This is a genomic window from Wolbachia endosymbiont of Dirofilaria (Dirofilaria) immitis (genome assembly GCF_013365455.1).
Classification (GTDB): Bacteria; Pseudomonadota; Alphaproteobacteria; order Rickettsiales; family Anaplasmataceae; genus Wolbachia.
On record NZ_CP046578.1, the window covers coordinates 300916 to 324945 of the forward strand.

Here is a 24030-nt window from a genome sequence, read left to right on the forward strand (position 1 = left end):
GAAAAGGATAATATACTAGATTTAGATTATATGGAAATTTACATGCGGGAGTGATGAGACTTGAACCCATGACCTCATGCGTGACAGGCATGCGCTCTAACCAACTGAGCTACACCCCCATTTTTGGGCTTTGCTTTTAAGGCTAATGGGTACACTACCTTTTGTCAATATTTTTATTTGCGTTTTGGTCTCTTTTATATTATCATAAAAATAATTTAATTTCATGTATGGCTTATACAGATAGAGATTGTGCCATGTGAAGATGAACCGTTTGGAGGAATTAGGATGGTAAATTTGCCTGAAATCACTATACGTGATTTAGCTGGGTCTGGTGTGCATTTTGGTCATAAGGTTAGTCGATGGAATGCAAAAATGGCTCCATATATATATGGGATACATCAAGAAAATCGTATACATATAATTGATTTGCGGAAAACATTACCACTGCTACAGGTAGCAATGAGAGCTTTATATGACGTTGCATCTCAGGGTGGTCGTGTTTTATTTGTTGGCACGAAATTTCAGGCTTTGGATATTATTGCAAGTGAAGCAATTCGTTGTGGTCAATATTATGTAAATTATCGTTGGCTAGGTGGTATGCTTACTAACTGGGAGACTGTTTCTTCCTCAATAAAGACTTTAATCCAATGTGAGAAAATTTTAAATAATGGAAATAGAATTTTAACGAAGAAAGAATTAGGGAATATTGAAAAGAAGAGACAAAAACTTGATAAGGCATTAGGTGGCATTAGGGAAATGGGAGCAATTCCAGATATTTTGTTCGTTATTGATACTAATAAAGAGCACATTGCAGTTAAAGAAGCTAAAAAATTAAGAATTCCAATAGCTGCAGTACTTGATACTAACTCCAGTCCAGATGATATTACTTATCCTATACCAGGAAATGATGACTCAAGAAAATCAGTAGAGCTTTATTGCAGGTTAGCTGCTGACTGTATATTATCAGGGATAGAATCCAGTTTAGCAAAATCTGGAGTTAAGGTTGGTAATGTAAAAGGTAGTGAGTTTATTCAAGAGAAAGGAAATAGTGTTGTAGAGGTTAAAAAGGGATATAGTAAAGTTCATAGAAAGGAGGTGATAGTAAATGAAAATGAGTCTAGGTAGTATAAGAGAACTGCGTGGTAGAACAGGACTTGGTTTGAGTGATTGTAAAAAGGCGTTAGAAGAGTGTGATGGTGATATCAAAAAGGCCATTAACAGGTTACGTGCAATTGGTCTTGCTAAAGCTGATAAAAAGATTAACAAGGTAACTTTAGATGGGCTAATTACTATGCATTTAAGTGAAAACCGTGGTGTATTGATAGAGCTCAATTGTGAAACTGATTTTGTTGCGAGGAATGAGAAGTTTATAAAGTTAATCTTAAATTTAGTATCAATTGCTTATCGAAAGCGCTGTACTAGTGTTGATGATTTAAAAGATGCTAAGTATGAAGGTGTTGGTACAGTGCAAGAAGCTATTATGAATACAGCATCTGTTTTTGGTGAGAAAGTAGAGCTGAGCAAACTTTGTTACCTGGAAATTAAAGATGGAATTATCGCTGGCTATGTACATGGTGATATGCGTAACCTAGGTAAAGTTGGAGCTTTAGTTGCATTGCAATCATTAGGTGATCAGTTAAAGCTACAGGAAATTGGAAAGCAAATAGCAATGCATGTAGTTGCTATGAAGCCTGAAGCTCTTTCTATAGATGGTTTAAGTTATGCAAGATTAAATAGTGAGCGTTTTATGATTGAGGAACAAGTAAATAGTTTAAGTAAGCCTGAAGAAATAACAGAGAAAATAGTAGATGGTCTAATGGCCAAGTATTATGAAAAAGTTATTTTGTTGGAGCAGAAGTTCATTAAAGATGATAAGATGAAAGTTTCTGATTTTATAAAGTTGAGTGAGTTGAATGTGAATTCTTCTATTAAATTGTCTGATTATAAGTTACTTGTTTTGGGTAATAAAAATTAAGTAGTTAGAAATGACTGCTGCAACAGATGAAGAAAGTAAGCTAATAAAATACTCTAGGGTATTATTCAAAATTTCTGGTGAAGCTTTAATGGGGTCACGGCATTTTGGTCATGATATGGAAGTTATAGATCAATTGTGCAAAGGTATAGCTGATATTTATAAGCTTGGGGTTCAGGTGTGTATTGTAGTTGGTGGTGGTAATATCTTTCGTGGTGCATCTACATTTTTAAGTGGTTGTGAAAAAGCAAGCAGTGACTATATTGGGATGCTTGCAACCATAATTAATGCTTTAATTTTGCGAAGCTTTTTGGAAAAAAATTCAGTAAGTTCTAGAGTGTTGTCTGCAATACCTATGACTACTATATGTGAGCCTTACATAAGGAAAAAAGCTATTCGTCATTTGGAAAAAGGCAGAGTAGTAATCTTTGCAGCTGGTACAGGTAATCCATTTTTTACTACAGATACAGCTGCGGCTCTACGTGCTGTTGAAACGAATTGTGATGTTATCCTGAAAGGTACCCAAGTAAACGGTGTGTACTCTGCTGATCCGGAAAAAAATGAAAATGCTGTAATGTATGATAGGCTTTCTTATATGGATTTGTTAACACGTGATTTAAAAGTTATGGATGCATCAGCCATCTCTCTTGCGCGTGAGAATTCTATTCCAATTATAGTTTTTTCTTTAAAAGAGGAAAAAATAATCAATATTATTAAGGGCCTTGGTACTTGTACTGTAATTTCGTCAGGCTGTAAATGATAGGTAATTTATGTTGAATAAAGTAAGAACTAAAATGAAAGAAAAGATGCTAAAAACTGTTCAGTCTTTTCATAATGATATTAAGGGTATACGTACCGGTAGAGCTAGTTCATCATTACTAGATGGCATAGTTGTAAATATCAATAGTGGACATCAAAAGCTAAATCAGGTTGCTGACATTTCGGTTGTAAATAATAAAACTTTATCAATTAAGGTTTGGGACATTAGTGTTATAGGTGAGGTAAGAAATGCTATATTAAGTGCTAATCTAAATTTAAACTCTGTGATTGAAGGTAATGTTATACGTATAACTCTTCCAGATCTCACGCAAGAAGCTCGTGAAAGATTAGTAAAATTATTGTACCAGTTTGCTGAAAATGCACGTGTTGCCGTTAGAAATATACGCAGAGATGTTATGGAAGAAATAGGGGAAATGCAGGAAAATAAAGAAATCTCAAAAGATGATTTTCATGGTGCTAAAAAGCAAATACAAGATATTACTGATGATAGTATCAAAAGGATTGATAATGAGTTGTCCATTAAAGAAAAGGAAATACTATATCGCTAAGTTGACATGAAAGAAGCCTTCAGTAGTAAAGATAAGCAAATTACTTTAAAGGATGTTGTCCCAGTGCTCCGATACTGGAGTCTAGCTTTTAGTAATTTTATTAAAAATATTGTATTTATAATGTAAGATTGGTTCTTTTATGCTCATCGACCTAGTGTGCTTGTTGTTTGCAATCAAAGTTTCCGGATTTCAGTATTGGAGCATTGGGATAATACTCTCCAGATGCATGCTGAAATCCAAAAGAACTTTGCTCAAGTTAAAACCTGATTAAATTTGAATGTTAAATCTAGAATCTTTACCAAAACATTTAGCAATTATAATGGATGGTAATAGTAGATGGGCAAATAAGCAGGGGAGGGTAAAGGTTGATGGTTATAAAAGGGGTAGTGAGGTTGCGTATGACATTGCTAAGTATTGCATAACTTTAACTATACCATGTTTAACTTTATATGCATTTTCTATGGAAAATTGGCTCAGGCCTAAAGAAGAAATTGATTGTATATTTGATTTATTTTACTTTGCTTTGGCAAATGAGGATAAAGTTAATTTTATTTGTAACTATAATATTAAATTGAACTTTGTTGGAAATTTAAATCTGTTACCTCAAAAAGTATTTGATCAAATAAAAAAAGTAGAAGAAATGACATGTAAAAATGATGGCTTATTACTTACTGTAGCGGTCAGCTATGGAGCAAAACAAGAAATTATACATGCTATAAGTAATATAATAAAAGAAAATATTGATTATGTGTCAGAAGATAGATTTGAACAATTTTTATATACTAAAGATTTACCAAAGCTAGACTTGTTGATTCGTACTGGTGGTGAAAAAAGGTTAAGTAACTTTTTGTTATGGCAAGCAGCTTATGCTGAGTTGTATTTTTGTGATACTTTATGGCCTGATTTTTCTTGTCAAGATTTAAGCAGAGCATTAGAAGACTACGCAAAAAGAGAGAAAAGATATGGTAGATAATAATTTTATAATTAGAGTACTGTCTTCAATAATAATATTGCTTATATTCTCTTTTGCTATGTATTTTAGTGATTTATCATTTTACCTACTGGTTTTTTCGATAGCGGTTCTATCTTCTTTTGAATGGTATAATCTGACTCGGGGAAGCAGGATCTTATGTGTTTTCGCGTTAGCATTGATTGCACTGCCGAATGCTTCGTTGATATACTTATATAATCTACCGCAAGGGAAATATACATTAGTATGGCTCATCTTGACCGTTTGGAGTATTGATGTCACTGCGTATCTGTTTGGTAAGAATTTTGGTGGGGCTAAAATTTGCCCGATTATTAGTCCTGGAAAGACTTGGTTAGGTCTTTTTGGTGCAGCTTTAGCTGGAATAATATGTACGACTTTTGGGTCAGTATTTTTAAGTTTATTTTCAATTTTTTATTCTCCGGTAATTGGACTTACGGTTGCTATTCTAGCACAACTTGGTGATTTTACTGAATCACTTATCAAAAGAGCTTATAATGTTAAAGATAGTGGAAGTATGATACCTGGTCACGGAGGAGTACTTGATCGTATGGACAGTTTCATCTTCACTGCTCCTCTTATTGCTATCTATGTAAACTAGCTAGCTTTAGAAAATGAAATGCTATTAAAGTTCATCCATGGATTCTTTTCCTTTTATTAGCTCCTGTCATAATGCACTTATTAGTAAGTTTAGATTCTTTAGATTTAAATTCTTCATCCATTGGTTTATTACAGTAAGGGCAGAACGTTCTTCCTTTTTCTTTATATAAATATATTAGCGGATGGCCGAAACCTTCGTCGTCCTCATCACCACGGCAACAAACTATTACACTATTATTTCTTACTTCTGTCATGCTGCTCCTTTGGTTTATACTATTTTATGTGTTAAATATATATGTTTGAGAGTGGAAAATAAACATTATTCTTTACTTCTTGCTCTATTCATATTTAGGTTAATCAGTTCTTTTTGAACGCTTTCTGAAGTAAATTTGCTAACACTTTCTCCTAATCTCGCTATTTCTTTTACAAAACTTGATGAGATGAACTGAGTGTCTTCAGAGGCAGGAAGAAATATAGTCTCAATTTCAGGAAGAAGTTTATAATTTATCCAACTCATTTGAAACTCATAATCAAAATCTGATACTGCTCTAAGTCCTCTAATGATAATAGAAGCATTTTGCTCTTTTGCGAACTTCATTAATAACCCATTAAAAGATACAACGTCTGCACTAATTCTTAACCTTTTGATTTCATTTTTGACCATGCTTGTACGTAGCTTTGCGTTAAAAGTAGTGTACTTATTAGTGTTTTCTGTAACACCAATTATTAATTTATTGATTAATTTATACGCCCTTTTTTATTATATCAATATGCCCAAAGGTTATAGGATCAAATGTACCTGGGTAAATTCCTGTTCTATTACTAGTGTCCACCCTTTATTTTTATGAAAATTGCTATTAAAAACTTTTAATAGACACGATAACATTTTTTATCTAAGAATGGAAGCACGTGGTTGGCCTGATAGCTCAGTTGGTAGAGCAAAGGACTGAAAATCCTTGTGTCGCTGGTTCGATTCCTGCTCAGGCCACTTTTTCTTTCTTGTTAAGTTTTCCTTCTTTTTGATGCTAAATAATTTATTATATGTTATCTCACTTACATGAATGTAAGTGAGATAACATATAATAAATTATTTAGCATCTTATTAAGCATAGTTCTATTATTCAATGGTATCGCTTATACAAACACTGATAGAAGTTTATACTCAATAAATAGAAATATAGTTGTTGGTTTATTAAAAACAGAGAAAGAAATATATTCATATGAGGTTGGTTTATTTCAAAATATTTATGAAATGTTTAATAATTGGAAGGCAAGAACTGTACTGATTGACTACGATAAGATAATTAACCTTGAAAAAATCCAGGCAGAGTCATTTAATCTCGCAAAACAAGATGAAATATTGGCAAGGAAGCTAATATTGAATAGAGTAAAAGTTAAAGTTGCAAAGTTCATTGAGGAGTTCAAAATAAATAGAATATTTATTCTAGGGAGTTACTACAATTCATACTCTGGACCACTTTCTCCTACTTCTTGCCGTCAGCTTGTTATTGAAGCAATTATGGAAATAGTAAATAGCAATCCTGCAATTCACTTACTTGCTATGTGCGGCGGCTTACAAAGCATTATGAATGCAAAAGGGATTGAAGTAGTAAACGCGACAGATCTTGTAAGTGATAAAGAAAAGCGAAGGTTTCATTCAAGATCAACACCTAATCCACAGCAAGAAGACATTCCCCTCCAGCAGGTAAGGATAATTCCAAATAGCCGCTTAGCAAAAGTAGTGGCTAAGTTTTTGCTGCCTGATGAGAACGGCTGGTTTTTAACATATTTTCTGGGTGCTTATTCAGGAGCAATAAATAATACGCTAGAAAATAGAAAGAAATTGGAGTTACTTGGGTATAAAGTTGTAGCATTTTCCAATGATGGAATAATAGAGGCTATTGAAGATAAGCATGGTAATATCTGCTTTCGAGGTCATTTAGAAATACTTACTGTAAAGCCAAATAGAAACCTATATTTATTGAATCATAAGGCACGTCATGTTCCTACACTAGTTGTTATAGCAATTGTAAGTGATTTTCTTTACCGTGATTAATGGGAACTTTCTGAGATAAAACTATAGTGTGTAATGCTGAAATCTAATTCTTATTATGCAATTACTTGGTTAAAATTGAGTTCCCTGGGTGGGGTGACAAAAAATTGTTTAATATATTTTTGTAGCTCCATTATTATTAGCAATAAGAATGTTTTTGGAATTAGAGTTTTTCTTTACTTGTAAGTTTTTCTGTTAAACGATAAAGTTCTATAGAAGTTTAATGTATTTTTACTTTAATGTGTACAAAAGTATACATATGCTCTTGTTGTATCTGCATTACATTTTTTCTGAATCTTAGGAGGTTCTGTATCTATAAGCTAACTTCTGTGTAGCTTCTCGTACAGTCTATTATTTATATAGCTTAGTAGCGTTTTGCTAGTCTTATAAGTAAAGAGGTTTTTTTACAGTGGCCACATACATATGTAGGCGTTTATTTTGTTGAGATAGTTTGTACGAAAATGGTGTCGTGAGATGACTTACACTTGATAGTTTCAAAAAAAGTCTATTAAAAAGGAGGATTGTTATATCTACGATAATTTTATCATCAACTTAAAGCTAAACTAGCTGCATTTCTGGTTCGGTTGGTGTCGGGTTATTGGTCCAGTAGGGTCTTGAGTTCTTTTTGGTGGATAAATTTAGTAATGGAATATTTATAGCCTTGATACCAAACAAAAGGTAATGTATAGGTAAGATTAAAAAAACTTCAGGTTCATTCAACTTATGGTTAGGATAGTCTCCAATTGTCTGTGGTACTGCTCATGTTATAAAGGAAATATTATTTGGATGTGGTAGTAGAAGAAGAGTAGGGTAACCGATTAAATAACATGAGAAAAATATGAGCATTGAGTATAACTACTGTGTAATACTTGTAATTGTAGCCTGCAAAAAAGCAGTGGATGAATAAATTTAGGTAGGTACAAAAAAATAGCTGAGTTTTGATGAAATAGAATATGCTTTTTTGTACTGTTAATTGGAGGTGAGGGTGTGCTTCAGCTTGTAGAGGAATATTTTGTGTAGTTATCAAGGGTTTTCGTTTGGTGGACTAATGTATAAGCTGGTTTTCAGTAGTGCGAAATATTAAGAGTATCAATACTATGACTAGATTCAGAAGAGTTTGTATATATAATATAAAAATACGGAAAAATTATGCAAGAAAAGATAAGTAGTAGCTGTTATATTTAATATAGACTAGTGATAAAGGGTGAATTGTGAAGTTATCTAAGAAGAGCAGTGTAATGCTTACTTTAAATCAATTAAAGGGAAATTTGTCAAATATTGAGTAAATATAGTAATAGTTGATCAATTTGCACAAGCGGTTTTAAATATTAAGGATTGTAAAATATATCCTGAGTTGAATTTAAAGATGTGGTTCTACATCAGTTTCTGGTGATTATATGATGTAACAGAGGTAGTAGTAGTGAATTTCAAAAAATAGTAGCAGGAATCAACGATGTGGTACGTGGTTAGTGATTTAACGTTAATAAAATATAGAAGAATTAATATAATAAAGGATGTGAGATGAACTCTACCTAGAGCACTCTTGCTTAGTACAAAAGACAAGTGTTGGTAGAAAAATTTAACGAAGCCTATCGAAAGATATGAACAATCTTTTAAAGGGCTAATACAACAAATTTATAAAATATTATACAAACATTGTCAAAAGGGAGTGAAATGGGAAAACTTATTACTAAGTTTAAACTTACATGTCTACTAAATTATAAATTAAAAGATGTTCAAGGTAATTATCCTGTAGTTATAGAACTAGCTGAACTTGTAAAGTGAATAGAACCTTAACTGGAAAAGAAGTAGCAGTATCTATGCTATGCTGATTTTGAAGTAAGTATCATTTATATAGTTGCTGGCACAACGTGTGATGGGCTTTAGTATTATGAATACATTAATAAATATAGGTTTGTGTAGATGTTTATTCCTTGCTTACTGGTGGTTTAAACTCTTCTTTTGGTTTTATTCTACAGAAGGTGTAGTCAATGATTTGAATAATGGAGTCAAGTGTGTTTATTTCTGTGATTATTTAAGGGGTAAAATAACAGTAGGTGTACAGTAGAAAAACATAGAAAAGTGGTAGATTAGAGTTTACATAAATCCGGTAGTAGAACAAGGGACTACTAAAAGTAGAGAAAATGTGGGTTACTAGATATGAATTCTTACTTGTATCAGCAAAACTATCATAAAAAAGATAGATTTTGTACTATATTAAAGTTAGTATTGTAATCTTTGCTTAGTTAGTGAGGAAGAGAGCTGAAAAGAAGTGACACTTTTTATTTCTAGTAGCAGTAAGGATTGTAAACCCATTATAAACATAAGTAAATAATCTGTTTATGGATATGTAATTGGGTATACTAGTGAGAGAGTTGCAGTAGTGTTGAGTTTTAGTGAGCTATTTGTTATGAGTTCAATTGTGAGTTTAGAGCTGATTTAAAAAAAGAGATAATGAAACTTCGAAGTGCAAGCTTATATATAAGTATAAGCTTAGCAACTTAATTAGAAAGTGGTAAGATACTAAAGAATGTAAATACACTGCAGGTGAAAAAATTTTGCTATGCTGCTTGTCGATTCGACAGTATGCTTTTAAAGCATGCAGCCAGAAAAATGGCTTTTTCTTTAAAGCGTTAACTTGTGTAATTTATTTGATAACACAGAGGCATAAACTTGATCTTGAATTAAAATTAGATGCTTACGATAAAGTATTGAAATTCGCATTTTAGCTTCATTACTTAATATTTAAAATCTGCTCTGCTAACTTAAATCATATCTCTCAATTTTTTGATTATTGTTAATAAAAAAGCTAATGATTTAAGCTGTACCATCTATAGAGGTACGATCTTAAATGAATTTTTAGTCGCTTAGATTTTTCTGACTTTTTAGCACTTTCATAAGTTTTGAGCAAAAGTAGCTATCTAATCTTACTAGACGTTTTTTTCTTTGCTCATATGCTAATAACTCCTCTTCTCCGACTAGTTAAACTTACTTATCTCTTTATAAGCTTGTTTTTATTATTAAGTTGTTGCTTAATATTTTTTTAGGCCCTCTTATTTTTAGCTACATATCAAAAAATAAGACCACTTTTCTATTATATTTCTTGATAGCTCTCTTTTATGAATTTCAGTAGCTCATAAATACAAAATAAAAGTCTTTAAGTCATATTCATTAATATTCTCATTCTGAATAGTGTGGTTTGATTTATAGTTAGGCCTTATCTAGAAAAGTAATGCAATCAGTAACAACTATGAGGTAATTTCCTTGAAGTTTATGGTAATTGTCTCTTGGTCTACTTGATTTAAGTGAATTTTAGCTCGTATAATATTGAGGACGCTTTCAAGACTTCTTAATCCTAGTGAGTTGGATTTCTGCTACGTATATAAAGCCTGGAAAAACTTTATAAGAAACATTAATGGTGCCTTGCTTTTTAGTAACAATTTAGGAGTCTAGGAATAGTAGCTAAAATTCAACGTTAGGTTGCAGTTAAGCTAGTAACGCCTAAAATGCCGTTCAAGAAAGAATGAGAGTGTCTTTATTTTTCTCAGTGTCAAGAAAATATTCTTGTTGGTATAGTAGTTATTATACGTATTAAGAAGCTTCAAAGGTCCATATGAGAATTATTAAAATTCCTTACGTTGTATATCCTCAATTAATAATTATTTAATAATTTGTTGTTTAGCTTTACTAATGTTATTATAAGAAACGCTGTTGCTAAATTTTGTAAAATTTATTACCCTATGGTTTCAAGCCAGGATGAGCTTGTTAGAAGCATATATAATGTGTTTGTGAGTAAAGATTAAATGAGAGAAAAGTTAATATATTACTTTAGCCGAGGCAAGTGTGAAGGCAGTGCAGAAATGAAGAATCTGCTAGGAGGAAAAGGTGCAAATTTAGCGGAAATGTGTAACGTTGGTATTCCTGTTCCACCTGGTTTTACAATTCCAACCTCTGCTTGTAAGCAGGGGTTATCTGATAATTTACGTGATGAAATTAAAAAGTACATGGTAATGCTCGAAAGTGATGTTGGTTGTAAATTTGGAGGCTCAGGAAATCCTTTACTGGTTTCTATACGTTCTGGCAGTGTAAGTTCAATGCCAGGTATGCTTGATACAATTTTGAATGTTGGCCTAAATGACGCAACTGTTGTTGGGCTTGCAAAAAAAAGTGGAGAACGCTTTGCCTATGATAGCTACTGTCGTTTCATCATGATGTACTCAAGTGTTGTGCTGCAGCTTGACTATCACTTATTCCAGAGTGTTATTGATGACGAGCGACAAAGGAAAGGAGTAAAAGGTTTATCTGATTTTGATGTTGACGTTTTAAAGAGGGTTGTCAACGATTTTGGGAGAATAGTATATGAAAAAACTGATAAACATTTTCCGCAAAGTGTTGAAGAACAGTTATTCAGCTCAGTGAATGCAGTATTTTCTTCTTGGCAGAATGACAGGGCTGTTTCCTATAGAAGGATAAATAATATTCCTGAGACCTTTGGAACCGCAGTTAATGTGCAAGCAATGGTTTTTGGTAATTTAAATAATAATTCTGCAACTGGTGTGATATTTACACGTAATCCTTCAACCGGAGCAAAGAAATTTTTTGGTGAATTTTTGGTTAATGCTCAAGGCGAAGATGTGGTCTCTGGTGTTTACACTCCTATGTCAGTTAATGGGGAGCAAGAAAATACCATGGAGAAATTGATGCCAAGCGTGTACCGAGAATTGTGTGATGTATGTAAAAAACTTGAAGTGCATTATAAAGATATGCAAGACGTTGAATTTACTGTTCAGGATGGTAAGTTATGGATTTTACAGACTAGATCTGGCAAACGCACAGCTGAAGCTACTGTCCGTATAATAGTTGATATGGTAAGCGAAGGAGTGATTACAAAAGGAGAAGGAATATTAAGAATTAATCCAAAAATTCTTGATAGTTTATTGCATCCAGTTCTTGATATTAAAAGTGATCAAAAAATAATAGGGAAGGGACTGCCAGCTTCTCCAGGTGTTGCTTCAGGGTATGTAGTATTTAATGCAAATGACGCAGAAAAAGCTGTGGAGCAAGGTAAAAAAGCAGTTTTAGTAAGATCAGAGACAAGTTCTGAGGATATTGATGGGATGAATGCTGCAAGTGGTATAATAACAGCACGGGGAGGGATGACTTCGCATGCTGCTGTTGTTACAAGAGGAATGGGTAAACCGTGCATTTGTAGTGTAAATGGACTTTATCTTGATAAAGGTGGAAATTTCTTTTCTGTAGGGAATGTAAAAGTAAATAAAGGTGAGCCAATTACTATCAATGGAGGGACAGGTGAGGTAATGCTTGGTATTCTTCCTACAATTTTACCTGAGTTATCACAGGAATTTAAAACGATAATTAACTGGGTAGATGGAATTAAAACGATTAAGATAAGGGCGAATGCTGATACTCCAAAGGATGCAAAGATTGCTAAAGAATTTGGCGCGGAAGGTATAGGATTATGTCGCACGGAGCATATGTTTTTTGTTCGTGATAGGATTGAGTTTATTCAAAAATTGATAATAGCTGATGACAAAAATGAAAGAGCAAGTGTATTAAGTAAATTGGAAGAAATGCAAAAGTCTGATTTTAAAGAGATATTTTCTATTATGGAGGGCAGAGAGATCACTATACGTTTACTTGATCCACCTCTACATGAATTTTTACCTAATGATCAATCTGTTATAGAAGGAATTGCTAAGTCGCTAGATAAGCCTGTTGAGTTAATAAAAAACAAAATAGCACAGTTATCAGAAAAAAATCCAATGCTTGGTCACAGAGGGTGTAGACTTGCCATTTCTCACCCTGAAATATATAGCATGCAAATTAGGGCGATACTCAATGCTGCAAATGAGTTAAAAGAAGAGAAAAAGGTGGAAGTTATGCCTGAAATTATGATTCCTTTTATCATGGACGAGAAAGAGTTTATTTTGATATGTGAGTTGATAAAAAAAGAATCTTCTATTATCTCAGCTGAAATCCAGGCGCAGATTCCAGTATCATGTGCTGAAATGACACCAGGCAAGGCTTATTCAATTGGAACGATGATAGAGCTACCACGAGCAGCACTTATTGCTGATAAGTTAGCGCAACATGCAGAATTTTTTAGTTTTGGCACTAATGATTTAACGCAAACAACCATGGGACTTTCAAGAGATGATTCAGTAAATTTTCTTGATTCTTATAAGGAAAACAATATCTTCGGGAATGATCCATTTGAAGTACTAGATGTTGAAGGGGTAGGTGAGTTAATTAGAATAGCTACTGAGAAGGGTAAAAAAATGCGAAAAGAGATTAAGCTTGGTGTATGCGGGGAGCATGGTGCAGATCCACAATCTATAGAATTCTTTATTAAATCAGGTGTGGATTACGTTTCATGTTCACCTTATAGAGTGCCGGTTGCAAAGTTAGTGGCAGCACAGTTTAGTGTTAAATCTAAAATGTATTAGATGAATTGGATTTTAGTGTTACGTGTTTGAAGTATGCTTTTTCTAATCTTTCAAATCACAAAATTTGTGCAATTTTCTGGATTTACATATTCGATCTTATTTTTTCTCATCTTCCTATAACTTTTGATAGTGTAGAGTTTTTTTACATTTAATTCGTAGCTATTAGAGCTAAAACAGTGACAATACTTGTAACTCACCTGTGTCAAGCAACAGATGAAATTATTATATCGAAATAAATAATCATATAATAATACTACAACATATCTTTTGTTTTTATTGCACTTAATTTCTTTATATGTTGAGTAGAAAAGATTGAGCTTCTGTAAAGCTATTAGTTTTATTGCTGCTTAATATAGCAGTGAAACTATATTTGTTTTTCTGCTAGTATAGAAGGTATTGGTTTATTACCAATATTCTCTTTACTGCTGCAGGATTATTTTTTGTAAGAGCAGTACAGAATACATAAATCCTTTAATTTAATTGTTAATATAATCCATGCAATTCTTCTTTAGGATTTAGCTATGATTAGTCTACATTAATATTTTACAGTAGCGTATACTTAGAACATCAATATTGCTATTATCAGTATGAGAAATAACAGAGCCTAATATAGGTTCGTTCTTCTGATTTTTCATCTTTGATTGCATACTCTATCATGCGTTTTCCAGATCAATACTTTGCTTACACTTGCTCTGAAAGCTGATTTTTCCTATTCAAGTCCTGCTGTTAGCTTTCAAAGCTAAATTTAGTTTATCGTTCTAGCTATGTGAATAGAATCATCTTGTGAACCATTCTAGAACGGTAACTTGACTAGTGCTGGCAGTTTTGTGGCTTATTGGGTTCTATCTATTATTTTTTGAATCTGGTGTGTTTTGACTTCTCTTTTTTATTTATTGTTGATCTAAGCAGTGCAGTCATTGCATAGGTCGAGATATATATGGTTAAATTAGATTTTAGAAATCTAATTTAACTTAGAGCCTATTCTAAAATCTTTCTTTGTATCAGTTTTTAGTAATATGTGTCATCTATATATTTCAAGAGTAGTTTAGTTATTGAATTATTACCACTTACAATGGCTTATTCAGAATATTAACTCTTCTTTCTTTATTGGATCCACCTTTATCTAAGAGTATATCTTTTATAGTTTAGGTTTGTTTTTTTTTTGAAAAACCTTATCTAGCTGCTTGTATCAAATGGTTTTGCTTAATATCTCTGGTTTTCTTTTATGATTTATGTAACCTGAGAGATCTTAACACTGACTTGACGGTCATCTTTATCAATAGCATTATCGAAGTATTAAGTGTTTTTTTCATTTTTATTGAATTTATCATTGTCTAGGAATATCCTTTAAAAGGTCGGCTTCTTTATTATAGCATAGCCTAATAGAGTATTAGAAGCAATATTCTTAGTATTGTAATTACTGGTATAGTTACCTTGAGTGAAATGCAATTTTTTTTCATCTGTTTCTTTCTCTTGTATTAGTTTTTTATAAAACTACTAAGCAGTTATCTTAGAGTTTTAAGTTACAATTTTCTTGTCTTTTCATAAGTTAAGCTAGCACTTGTGTTAGATCTTGCAACCTCAGATGGTACAATATATATTAGATACTTGTTTCTTGAATGAATAATGGAAGATTTAGCTTATAAATTAATCAAAGTGACTGAAGCTGCAGCACTTGCTGCACATAAGTTTGTAGGCTCAGGTGATGAAAAAAAGGCCGATCAGGTTGCAGTTGATGCAATGCGGACAGTTCTGAATTCCATAGAAATAAATGGCACAATTGTGATTGGCGAAGGTGAAAGAGATAAAGCGCCGATGTTGTATGTTGGAGAAAAGGTTGGTACAGGGTATGGTCCTGAGATTGACATTGCTGTTGACCCACTTGAAGGCACCACAATTTGTGCTCATTACAAACAAGGAGCGATGTCTGTCCTTGCTGCAACAAAGAAGAATAATTTTTTGCATGCGCCTGATGTTTATATGGAAAAGATAGCAGTAGGAAGAGATCTCCCAGAAGGCGTAGTTTCACTAAGAAATAGTGTTGAAGAAAATTTGGATAATCTAGCTAAGGCGAAGGGGTGTAGAGTAAGTAATCTTGTGGTAACTGTACTTAAACGTGAAAGGCATAATGAATTAATAACAAAAATTAGGAAGTTAGGAGCGAAGGTTAAACTGATAGATGATGGTGATATTGCCGCTGTAATTTTGCTAATGAATGGCAATCATGATATGTATATTGGAATAGGAGGAGCACCAGAAGGAGTATTAACAGCTGCAGCACTCAGCTCAATCGGTGGACAGATAGAGGGAAGATTAATATTTAATACGGATCAGTTAAAAGAGAGAGCAAGAAGTTTAAATATTAATGATCTAGAAAAAATTTATACTATAAAAGATATAGTAAAAGGTGAATCAGTGTTCATTGTAACTGGAGTAACAAATGGAGAACTTGTAGATGGAGTTAAATTTAGTCATAATGCCTGTTCGATTCATTCTTTAGTAGCTCTACCTGGTATGCTGGTAAAGTTGCAAACGACACAAAATTTATGCAGGTAGTGTTATAAGCCTAAACTTTAGCTTTATAGTATCCTGATACTAGATGTGTTGCTTACTATCTGATAGCTTCATGGTAGTGTAATGTTAAAGCCATCAAGGGTACTTTTTGAAAGAAGTTAGTTGTGCAAGAGTTTTTTTGAGACGATTATAAGTTTGGTGGTGATCTCGAAATACTAATTGTATTAGATGTTATAGATAAAGATAGAAAGGTAGATCTATTTAATAATAGTAGTAAAATATTATAGAGATAATAAAAATATTTTAAGGTTATGGAAGCTATCGGAAATAGGTGATTGGATCTTCTTCTTAAAGAAAAAATGTGGTATTTAAACCAAAGGGCAATTCGTAATAGGAATAAACGTGTTTTTAAATTAGAGTTAGCACAGGAGAGATGTGAGAGAAACTTTTTGAATAAGAGATTTTCTTGATTCTAGTTATTTTCTTTAATGTGATTTCAAGCAACGTGCTAAGGATTAAGCTCTAGTGTTCATAGAAATCTTAATGTTAACGTTATTCAACTTAAGTAAGCTTTAGAAATCAATGGTTTTTTCAGTGAAAAGGTTAAAAGAAATAGAAAGAGAGGAAAGTGAAATAAAAATTACATAGTGATGGTGAAAAATAGTAGCAATGTAAAAGAATGATAAGTGGTAGAAAAGTTATTGCTTTGCAAGGTTTATAGTGTTCAATGTTGAGATTAGTTGATATTAGGTAAATCTAGGAAAGATTTTAATTGTACCATTGTTCTAGATATAAGTTTTAGTTAAATCGGTATTAAAATCAGCTAGGTAAATCGAACCTATCCCCTTAAGGGGGTGAAGCTTTGCATAGAGTTTTAGAATGATATCTAAAATAGGTGTTATATATATAAGGTTATATATAAGAAAGAAAAAAAAAGTTTACATTCTGCAAGAGAATGCATTGTATTTGGCTCTGGTATATCTAATTCTACTATTGATGAAGGATAACTGAGAAGGTAAGGTTTTTTCTTCTCAAAAAAAGAAGCTACTGCTAATATCAGGTCTGCTACACGTTAAACCTAAAGTGCATTATATCACCATCTTGTACAATGTAATCTCTACCTTCGAAGCGAATTTTGCCTGCGTTTTTGCAAGCTGATTCGCTTCCATATTTTATATGGTCTGTGAAGCTTATAGTTTCTGCTTTTACAAAACCTTTCTCAAAATCAGTATGAATTGTACCTGCTGCTTTATCAGCTGTTGATCCTATCTTTATTGGCCAAGCGCGTGCTTCTTTTGGCCCTACAGTAAAGAAAGTTATCATGCTCAGCATTTCATTATATATGATACGCGCTATTCCATCAAGCCCTGATTCTTGTAAGCCAAACTCTGATAAGAGACTCTGTTTTTCTTTTTCGTCTGCAAGATTTGCGATATCTGCTTCAAGTTTTGCTGAAATACAGTAAAATTTACTCTTGTTCTCTTCTGCTATTTTTTCTACCTTTTTAGAAAGTTCATTACCAGTTATAACACTTGTATCTTCAATGTTGCAGACATATATAATGGGCTTTGTCGTCAGTAATTGAAGTGATTTTGCTTCAGCTTTATCTATGTTTCTTAAACTTCTTGCAGGCTTACCGAGTTTCAAAATAACTAAAATCTCCTGCATTAAATCTAGTTGTCTCTTCAGCTCTTTACTACCCTGTTTTTTTGCTTTTCTTTCCAGTTTAGGTAATCTTTTTTCTATGCTATCAATGTCAGCTAGGATTAATTCCATCTCTACTATTTCAGCATCTGATATTGGATCTATTTTATTATATATATGGCTGATATTGTCATCCGTAAAGCACCTAAGTAAGTGAATAATGGCATCGACTTCTCTGATGTAACTTAGAAACCTGTTACCGAGTCCTTTGCCTTTGCTTGCACCTCTTACTAAACCTGCGATATCTATGACTTCTAACTGATTATAGATTATCTTTTCTGAGTTAGCTATTGCTGCGATTTGCTTCAAGCGCTGATCTTTTATTGGTACTTTACCAATATTGGGTTCTATTGTACAGAAAGAATAATTTGCTACTTCAGCTATGGTTGATTGTGTGAGTACATTGAATAAAGTTGATTTTCCTATGTTTGGTAATCCTACTATGCCACAGTTAAAGTTCATATTCTCTATAAAATTATAATTATTGTGTAATTTAAAAGTTTTTGCTACATTTAGCTTTTTAGGAAGAGAAAATATTACTGTAGCTAATAAGCGGAAATTATCAAGTAGCTTTATAAGATTAAAAACGAGGAAAGCCGAGGAGCTTAAGGAAAGAGGTGGTCTTCTTTTAAATAAATATTCCTTACTCTAGTAGATTTCTCTATATGGGAAAAGAAATTTACTAATAAAAGTTACTTTTTTGTTTTATTTAAGTGTAGTATGGAGTAGCAAACAGAAATGCAGTTAAAGGGAAGGTTATAAGAGATTTGTATAGAATAATCGGTGATTTGTAAATACAATCGTCAGTGAATTTAATAAAATTATATGGATGAAGTTGCATATTGTAGAGAATTGAAGCAAGTTAGGCTGTTTTTGTATCAATTAATAGATGGTGCAGGTCCAGAAAGTACAGGTAAATACAATAAGGCTGATTATAATGAGTGATATCTTTTGCATATATGCAATAAAGGTATGTTTGATAAAGATGGAAGTTTAATAAAATAAGAACAGGAAGAATTCTATTAGTAAAAAAAAGCTTTAGTTAAATGGATCTATAGGAAGAGAAGGTTAAAGAGTATGTAAAGGGTGGAATGTTGGGCAAAAAATGCTAATGAATAAATAGATAGTGTTGTAAGGCAAGGTAAGACAGTACATAAAATACTTTGAAGAGTAAAACCTTTTTTTTTGACTACATCATACAGTGTGGAAGAATTAAAAGCGCTATTTTATTAGCAGCAGTTAGTGTTTTATAGTTCTAATCTTCATAGCTATGTGTATTCTTTTGTATAAGACTTTCTGAGGCATTTTATTATATAGTATGAGCTGTAACGTTATAATACTGACCTAAATGAAAGTTGACTATGAGACCAGCATAATTATTGATGCTATAGAGGAGTTTAGTGGTGAAATAAGACTTGTTGGTGGATGTGTGAGAGATTCAATTCTGCAGTGCAACGTTCATGATATTGACTTAGCTACTAATCTACTTCCTGGTCAAGTAATTGAAGCGCTGAAACTACGTAATATAAAAGCTATTCCAACTGGCCTAAGACATGGAACTGTCACTGCAATTTTAAGCAAAAGATCTTTTGAGATCACAACATTAAGATACGATGTTGAATGTGACGGTAGACATGCGAAAATAGAATTCACCAACAATTGGAAGGCTGATGCTTCAAGGCGCGACTTTACATTTAACGCTTTATATGCAGATAAGTATGGTCATGTATACGACTACTTTGGTGGTACTCAAGACTTAAAAGCGCGTAGGTTAAATTTTATAGGTAATGCTGAAGGTAGGATTAAAGAAGATTATCTACGTATTTTGAGAGTGTTTCGTTTTCACGCTAAGATATGCGTTGGAGACTTGAGTGATGAAATATTGGATGTATGCAAAGAGTATTCTCACATGATTCAAAGCCTTTCTGGAGAAAGAATAAGAGAAGAAATGTTTAAGTTACTGGGGTGCGATGATCCAGTTACGGCTCTTAAGAGCATGCAGAAATCTAATGTTTTGCAAAAAATTATTCCAAAAGAAGTAAAGTGTGAAATTTTGTCTTCGCCACTTCTTATTAATGCTAAACCTCTAAAACCGTCTGCTATTTCAGCGCGTGGCTCTGTAGTTTATGCATCTTCACTAAATCCTAGCATTAGCTACTTAGATGATACCAAGCCAATTGATGCACTAACGAAATTAGCGTTGCTTCTTAGGACTACTGAAAAAGATGATCAAGTGAACCTTGGAGAGTACATAAGCAAGTTTTTACGTTTTTCGAATAAACAAAAGAAAAAACTGTTGTTTTTACTATCCAACAATATTAAAATGGAGCTCTTGAAAAGGGAGCCAAAGAAGTATATATCTTTCTTTGGTAAAGAATTATATTGTGATTTAGTGAGAATTTATGGTATTGAGTCTGGAAAAACCGTTGGTGAGTATATTGAGTTTGCCAAGATATTTAATATTCCTGAATTTCCTTTATCTGGTGATGATTTGATAAACATAGGTCAACAGCAAGGGAAAAATTTAGGTAAAAACTTAGAGTTGCTAAAGCAGCGTTGGGAGGATAGTTCCTATACTTTAACGAAAGAAGAGTTGCTATTTTATGCTAAGAAATTGATCTAAACTGCTCTCTGAGAGTTAAGTAAATTAATACTTGCAGTATTGTTAGCGTAGTTCATAAAAAGGGTAAGCTTTTGTAGCTGTTTGACTAATTCTTTTTGCTCAGTGAGTTTTTTGCTTGTTTCTTGTAACTCTTTCTCCAATCTTTTTTCTTCTTTTAACTTTTTTATCTTATTATCCTTTTTAAGTCTTTTAGTTATAGATTAAAGTTCTCTATTCCCTTTTTTAAAGGGAATGTTTTATAAATGTTAGAGTTCTTATTCCTGATTTGCACCTTCTAATTATTCCTTTGGCTTTTATCACTCTCTGTATACTTTATGGTAATTATATTAAACCAATTATTATCTACTTTGATGCTAAAACAGCATTCATCAGTAAATCTGTTACTTACTATAGCGTAAATTCTTTTGTCTTCACTCATTACCTAACTCTTTTTTTTCTGCTATTCTAGGTTTTTAATTAAATTGAATGCTTTCATCTACTATTTTAAGATCATCAATATAAATTTTGTTCTTCCAGTAGCTTTGTCATAATGTAGAATATTCTCTGCCTATTTACTCTATCTCTTTAGCAATATTCATTATTTATGTCGGAGCATAAAATTGTTTTATTTTTGAGCTTAAAAAACTTTTCCTGAACTAGAAGCTAAGGCTTTAATTAATAATTATTAAAGTAATAATAAAGTTGTATATACTAGTATGAATATTAGATAAGTATTAATGTAAATGCTTAGTTTTATTTAGACGTGTTTAATGTTAGGTAGGTATTTTTATATTTGCAGTGAGGTCTTGTATACAAACAAGCTTTAGGTAGAAACACATATATTTATAAGGGTATCAATTGTTTTTTTTACTCTTATTAACACTTCTGTTTATTATCTTGATATTTCATATTCACTACCTGAGTGGCTGAATTGCAGAAAGGTGGCTAAATTAGTTTTCTATGATCTTATTTTGTAGGTATATGAGCTAATTGAAAGCCCATTGATTATTCTAGTTTGAGGAGTTAAGTAATCCCCTTCTGGCTTTTTGAATGTTCAGAGGTGAATGTATAGTTATATACAGATTAACGTCATTTTTATGATACCTACTATAGTATAACTAGGTTTGCTTGGATTGTGCTGCAGAGGAGTTTTGTTTTATCTCTATCCAAGCTTTCTTTTGAATATTCTACTAGTAAGGTTAGATCATTCTGTTTATCAACTACGTTAAAAGCCTTTTCTCATAGCAGAGAAAAAGCACCATTTCATAAAGCCTTTTTTGTAGGTTTTAGCATTAGAAACTTTATTTGGAATATATGTCGTAATATTAATTAAAGAGTAAATAGTACTACAGAAAGAAGGAAGCATTTTAGGAGGTTATATAACGATAAAACTTGCCATCAGCAGTTAAGCTTATTTATAGCTATTCTTCTATTTTTAAGTAGAGTATACTGAAATGACGAGTAGTGGGGATTGACTTTAGGTTATACTGTTCGTACAGTATGTACTAGATAACATCAAGTGTATTTAATAATCAATGAAGAAATTGGAGAGGATTTTAGAAAAAAAGTTGTAGCACAAAAAAGTTTTGGCGTAGCGTTCTCAATAAGAATTGAGGATAGAAGTATTAGTTTTGCCCTTGAAGTTCTATGACGCGCAAGCGAATGAAGATAAAGAAAGAGTTGTGAACAAGCTGTTAAAGCTGTGCCGGAGTAAGGAAGGTGACCATGGTTACTATTGATCGAAAACAGGCTACAAAACAGGTGCCTAAACTACATATTGATGGGGTGAAGAATATAATTGTTGTAGCTTCTGCTAAAGGAGGGGTAGGTAAATCTACAGTTGCATTAACTCTTGCTCTTTCACTAGCAAAATTGAAACACAAGACTGCACTAGTTGATGCAGATATATATGGTCCTTCAATTCCTAGAATGCTTGGTGCTGAAAAATTAAAGCTGAAAATACAGGATAGTAAAGTAATACCTGTAGAAAAGTATAGGCTACATACTATTTCAATTGGCTATTTTATTAATAAAGACTGTGCAGCAATATGGCGTGGACCCATGGTTACAAAAGTGCTTCACAGTTTACTAATGGGAACAAAATGGTCAGATATAGAATATTTAATAATTGATACACCACCTGGAACTGGTGATGTACACCTAAGTCTAATGGAGAATTTTAGCTTAACTGGAGCGGTAATAGTTTCAACTCCACAGGAACTTGCTTTGGTTGGTGCTCGTAAAATTTATGACATGTTTACAAAATTCAGTGTACCTATTATTGGTATTGTAGAAAATATGAGTTATTTTATTCAAGGTGACTCAAAAATATATATCTTTGGAAAAGATAGTATAAAAAAAGTATCTGAGGAGTTAGGAATCAAACTCTTGGGCAGAGTTCCTTTGGATCCGCAGGTATGTAGTGCTTCTGATTGTGGAAATCCTCTAATGCTGAGTGAGAAATTAATGAAGATTTATGAAAATATTGCTAAAGATATTGGGTCTTTTATATAAAATTTGTTAAAACTACTTTCAAAACAGATGAGATATGATTTAAGAGTCAGCAAATGAATTATGATGTAATTATCTCAGGTGGCGGGTTACTTGGTCTCATTACTGCTATTGGCCTCAGCAGTAACTCTGTGTCTGTAGCTGTGGTTGAAAAGAGTAGTCTGCAACGTGTGATTGATGATAATCGAGCATTTGCTATCTCTCAAGGCTCGAGAAAAATATTGGAAAAGTTAGGGATTTGGCCGCTCATAGAAAGCTGGGCAGAACCTATACTTGATATATGCATAATAGATGGAAATAGTCCAGTTACTGTACACTATGATCATAAAATGGTTAGTGAAGAACCGATGGGCTATGTTATTAATAGTGCTACTATGTGGAATGCGATCAACAATAATTTTTTGGAGAGGTTAAACATATATTCTTCACTTTCCTATAAGACAGTTGTTTGTGATGGAGGGTATGTAGAAGTTATTCTGGATAATGATCAGAAATTAGTATCTTCATTACTTATCTGTGCTGAAGGTAAAAATTCCAAGCTACCAGAGTTATTTTCTATACCAGTGATGAAATTTGATTATGAACAAAATAGCATAGTATTTAATGTAAAACATGAATTGAATCATCAAAATTTAGCTATAGAAAGGTTTTTTCCTGGTGGTCCATTTGCAATTCTACCAATGAAAGGAGGCTATACTTCTTCAATAGTTTGGACGGAAAAATCTAAAATTTCTGAAATGCTAATGAACCTAGCTGAAGAGGAATTTATCATAGAGCTTAAAAAAAGGTTTGGCTCTTATTTAGGGGAAATTAAATTAGAGGGTAGAAGAAAATCTTATTCCTTGAGTTTTGCTTTTGCAAAAAGACTATATAAAAGTAGAGTTTTGCTTATCGGTGATGCAGCACATTTGATTCATCCTGTTGCAGGTCAAGGACTTAATCTTGGGATTAGGGATGTAGAAAGTATTATAAGGCAAATAACTGCTGTAAAAGCATATGGTATTGATGTTGGTAGTAATTATCTGCTGAGAAAATTTGCATGTGATAGATACTGTGACAATTTTACCATGGCACTTGTAACTGATGGTTTAAATAGGATATTTTCCAATGAAATGCTTTGCGCTAAGATATTAAGAAATCTTGGCTTAATGGTAGTTGAAAATTCAAATTTCCTCAAAAAACGCTTCATCCATCATGCTATGGGGTTGAGGTGAGGTTTATATCTAAAGGCTTTGATTTAAAGTTACCTTTCGAAGGGCTATTTTTAAGTTTTAGTAATGATAAACTAATG

At 32.6% G+C, this 24030-nt stretch carries 13 protein-coding genes, 2 tRNA genes and 2 pseudogenes; 13 read left to right on the forward strand and 4 right to left on the reverse strand.

All coding sequences use genetic code 11. The features are described 5' to 3' along the window. Window positions 1-45: 45 nt before the first annotated feature. Window positions 46-119 (reverse strand) — tRNA-Asp (locus tag GOY12_RS01225). 166 nt (window positions 120-285) lie between these two features. On the opposite strand from GOY12_RS01225, the gene rpsB reads away from it, so the two are divergent. The 6 genes from rpsB (at window position 286) to GOY12_RS01255 (ending at window position 4889) form a co-directional block, all read left to right on the forward strand. After that, window positions 286-1125, forward strand: a complete 840-nt coding sequence (gene rpsB / locus GOY12_RS01230; protein WP_175818266.1) for a 30S ribosomal protein S2 — start codon at window positions 286-288, stop codon at window positions 1123-1125. After that, complete coding sequence (tsf, locus tag GOY12_RS01235) at window positions 1106-1975, forward strand: translation elongation factor Ts (protein WP_175818267.1); 870 nt, start codon at window positions 1106-1108, stop codon at window positions 1973-1975. The genes rpsB and tsf overlap by 20 nt, the downstream gene beginning before the upstream one ends. Window positions 1976-1985: 10 nt before the next feature. Further along, complete coding sequence (gene pyrH / locus GOY12_RS01240; RefSeq protein WP_175818268.1) at window positions 1986-2732, forward strand: UMP kinase; 747 nt, start codon at window positions 1986-1988, stop codon at window positions 2730-2732. Window positions 2733-2742: 10 nt separating this feature from the next. Continuing rightward, on the forward strand, window positions 2743-3300 hold the full coding sequence (gene frr / locus GOY12_RS01245) for a ribosome recycling factor (RefSeq protein ID WP_175818269.1): 558 nt from the start codon (window positions 2743-2745) through the stop codon (window positions 3298-3300). 277 nt (window positions 3301-3577) lie between these two features. Beyond that, window positions 3578-4273 (forward strand): polyprenyl diphosphate synthase, encoded by a 696-nt coding sequence (gene uppS / locus GOY12_RS01250; RefSeq protein WP_175818270.1) that lies wholly within the window; start codon window positions 3578-3580, stop codon window positions 4271-4273. Further along, entirely contained in the window at window positions 4263-4889 is a 627-nt protein-coding gene (locus GOY12_RS01255) for a phosphatidate cytidylyltransferase (protein WP_175818271.1), read from the forward strand. The genes uppS and GOY12_RS01255 overlap by 11 nt, the downstream gene beginning before the upstream one ends. A gap of 31 nt (window positions 4890-4920) precedes the next feature. On the opposite strand, the gene GOY12_RS01260 is transcribed toward GOY12_RS01255, so the two are convergent. After that, window positions 4921-5142, reverse strand: a complete 222-nt coding sequence (locus GOY12_RS01260; protein ID WP_175818272.1) for a zinc-finger domain-containing protein — start codon at window positions 5140-5142, stop codon at window positions 4921-4923. A 65-nt stretch (window positions 5143-5207) separates the two neighbouring features. Beyond that, window positions 5208-5721, reverse strand: a pseudogene (coaD, locus tag GOY12_RS01265) (pantetheine-phosphate adenylyltransferase). Between the two features lie 82 nt (window positions 5722-5803). Here coaD and GOY12_RS01270 point away from each other — a divergent pair. From GOY12_RS01270 to glpX, 4 genes are all read left to right on the forward strand, one after another. Next, window positions 5804-5876 (forward strand) — tRNA-Phe (locus GOY12_RS01270). Between the two features lie 69 nt (window positions 5877-5945). Further along, a complete protein-coding gene (locus tag GOY12_RS01275) occupies window positions 5946-6944 on the forward strand; it encodes a glutamine amidotransferase (protein ID WP_175818273.1) in 999 nt (332 codons plus the stop codon). Between the two features lie 3800 nt (window positions 6945-10744). Next, window positions 10745-13408, forward strand: a complete 2664-nt coding sequence (gene ppdK, locus GOY12_RS01280; protein WP_175818274.1) for a pyruvate, phosphate dikinase — start codon at window positions 10745-10747, stop codon at window positions 13406-13408. Window positions 13409-15034: 1626 nt separating this feature from the next. Then, window positions 15035-15964, forward strand: a complete 930-nt coding sequence (gene glpX / locus GOY12_RS01285; RefSeq protein ID WP_175818275.1) for a class II fructose-bisphosphatase — start codon at window positions 15035-15037, stop codon at window positions 15962-15964. A 1023-nt stretch (window positions 15965-16987) separates the two neighbouring features. On the opposite strand, the gene ychF is transcribed toward glpX, so the two are convergent. Next, complete coding sequence (ychF, locus tag GOY12_RS01290) at window positions 16988-18088, reverse strand: redox-regulated ATPase YchF (RefSeq protein ID WP_175818276.1); 1101 nt, start codon at window positions 18086-18088, stop codon at window positions 16988-16990. Between the two features lie 886 nt (window positions 18089-18974). Here ychF and GOY12_RS01295 point away from each other — a divergent pair. The 3 genes and pseudogenes from GOY12_RS01295 (at window position 18975) to ubiH (ending at window position 23953) form a co-directional block, all read left to right on the forward strand. Further along, window positions 18975-20249 (forward strand): CCA tRNA nucleotidyltransferase, encoded by a 1275-nt coding sequence (locus tag GOY12_RS01295; protein WP_175818277.1) that lies wholly within the window; start codon window positions 18975-18977, stop codon window positions 20247-20249. A 1507-nt stretch (window positions 20250-21756) separates the two neighbouring features. Further along, window positions 21757-22742 (forward strand): annotated as a pseudogene (locus GOY12_RS01300) (Mrp/NBP35 family ATP-binding protein). Window positions 22743-22795: 53 nt separating this feature from the next. Further along, the gene (ubiH, locus tag GOY12_RS01305) at window positions 22796-23953 is read left to right on the forward strand and encodes a 2-octaprenyl-6-methoxyphenyl hydroxylase (protein ID WP_175818278.1); all 1158 of its coding nucleotides are present in this window, start codon (window positions 22796-22798) and stop codon (window positions 23951-23953) included. Window positions 23954-24030 lie beyond the last annotated feature (77 nt).

Excerpts from the sequence above, each read along its gene's own strand:
- rpsB (WP_175818266.1), top strand. The coding sequence starts at position 286 with ATGGTAAATTTGCCTGAAATCACTATACGTGATTTAGCTGGGTCTGGT.
- tsf (WP_175818267.1), top strand. The coding sequence starts at position 1,106 with ATGAAAATGAGTCTAGGTAGTATAAGAGAACTGCGTGGTAGAACAGGA.
- pyrH (WP_175818268.1), top strand. The coding sequence starts at position 1,986 with ATGACTGCTGCAACAGATGAAGAAAGTAAGCTAATAAAATACTCTAGG.
- frr (WP_175818269.1), top strand. The coding sequence starts at position 2,743 with ATGTTGAATAAAGTAAGAACTAAAATGAAAGAAAAGATGCTAAAAACT.
- uppS (WP_175818270.1), top strand. The coding sequence starts at position 3,578 with ATGTTAAATCTAGAATCTTTACCAAAACATTTAGCAATTATAATGGAT.
- GOY12_RS01255 (WP_175818271.1), top strand. The coding sequence starts at position 4,263 with ATGGTAGATAATAATTTTATAATTAGAGTACTGTCTTCAATAATAATA.
- GOY12_RS01260 (WP_175818272.1), bottom strand. The coding sequence starts at position 5,142 with ATGACAGAAGTAAGAAATAATAGTGTAATAGTTTGTTGCCGTGGTGAT.
- GOY12_RS01275 (WP_175818273.1), top strand. The coding sequence starts at position 5,946 with ATGAATGTAAGTGAGATAACATATAATAAATTATTTAGCATCTTATTA.
- ppdK (WP_175818274.1), top strand. The coding sequence starts at position 10,745 with ATGAGAGAAAAGTTAATATATTACTTTAGCCGAGGCAAGTGTGAAGGC.
- glpX (WP_175818275.1), top strand. The coding sequence starts at position 15,035 with ATGGAAGATTTAGCTTATAAATTAATCAAAGTGACTGAAGCTGCAGCA.
- ychF (WP_175818276.1), bottom strand. The coding sequence starts at position 18,088 with ATGAACTTTAACTGTGGCATAGTAGGATTACCAAACATAGGAAAATCA.
- GOY12_RS01295 (WP_175818277.1), top strand. The coding sequence starts at position 18,975 with ATGAAAGTTGACTATGAGACCAGCATAATTATTGATGCTATAGAGGAG.
- ubiH (WP_175818278.1), top strand. The coding sequence starts at position 22,796 with ATGAATTATGATGTAATTATCTCAGGTGGCGGGTTACTTGGTCTCATT.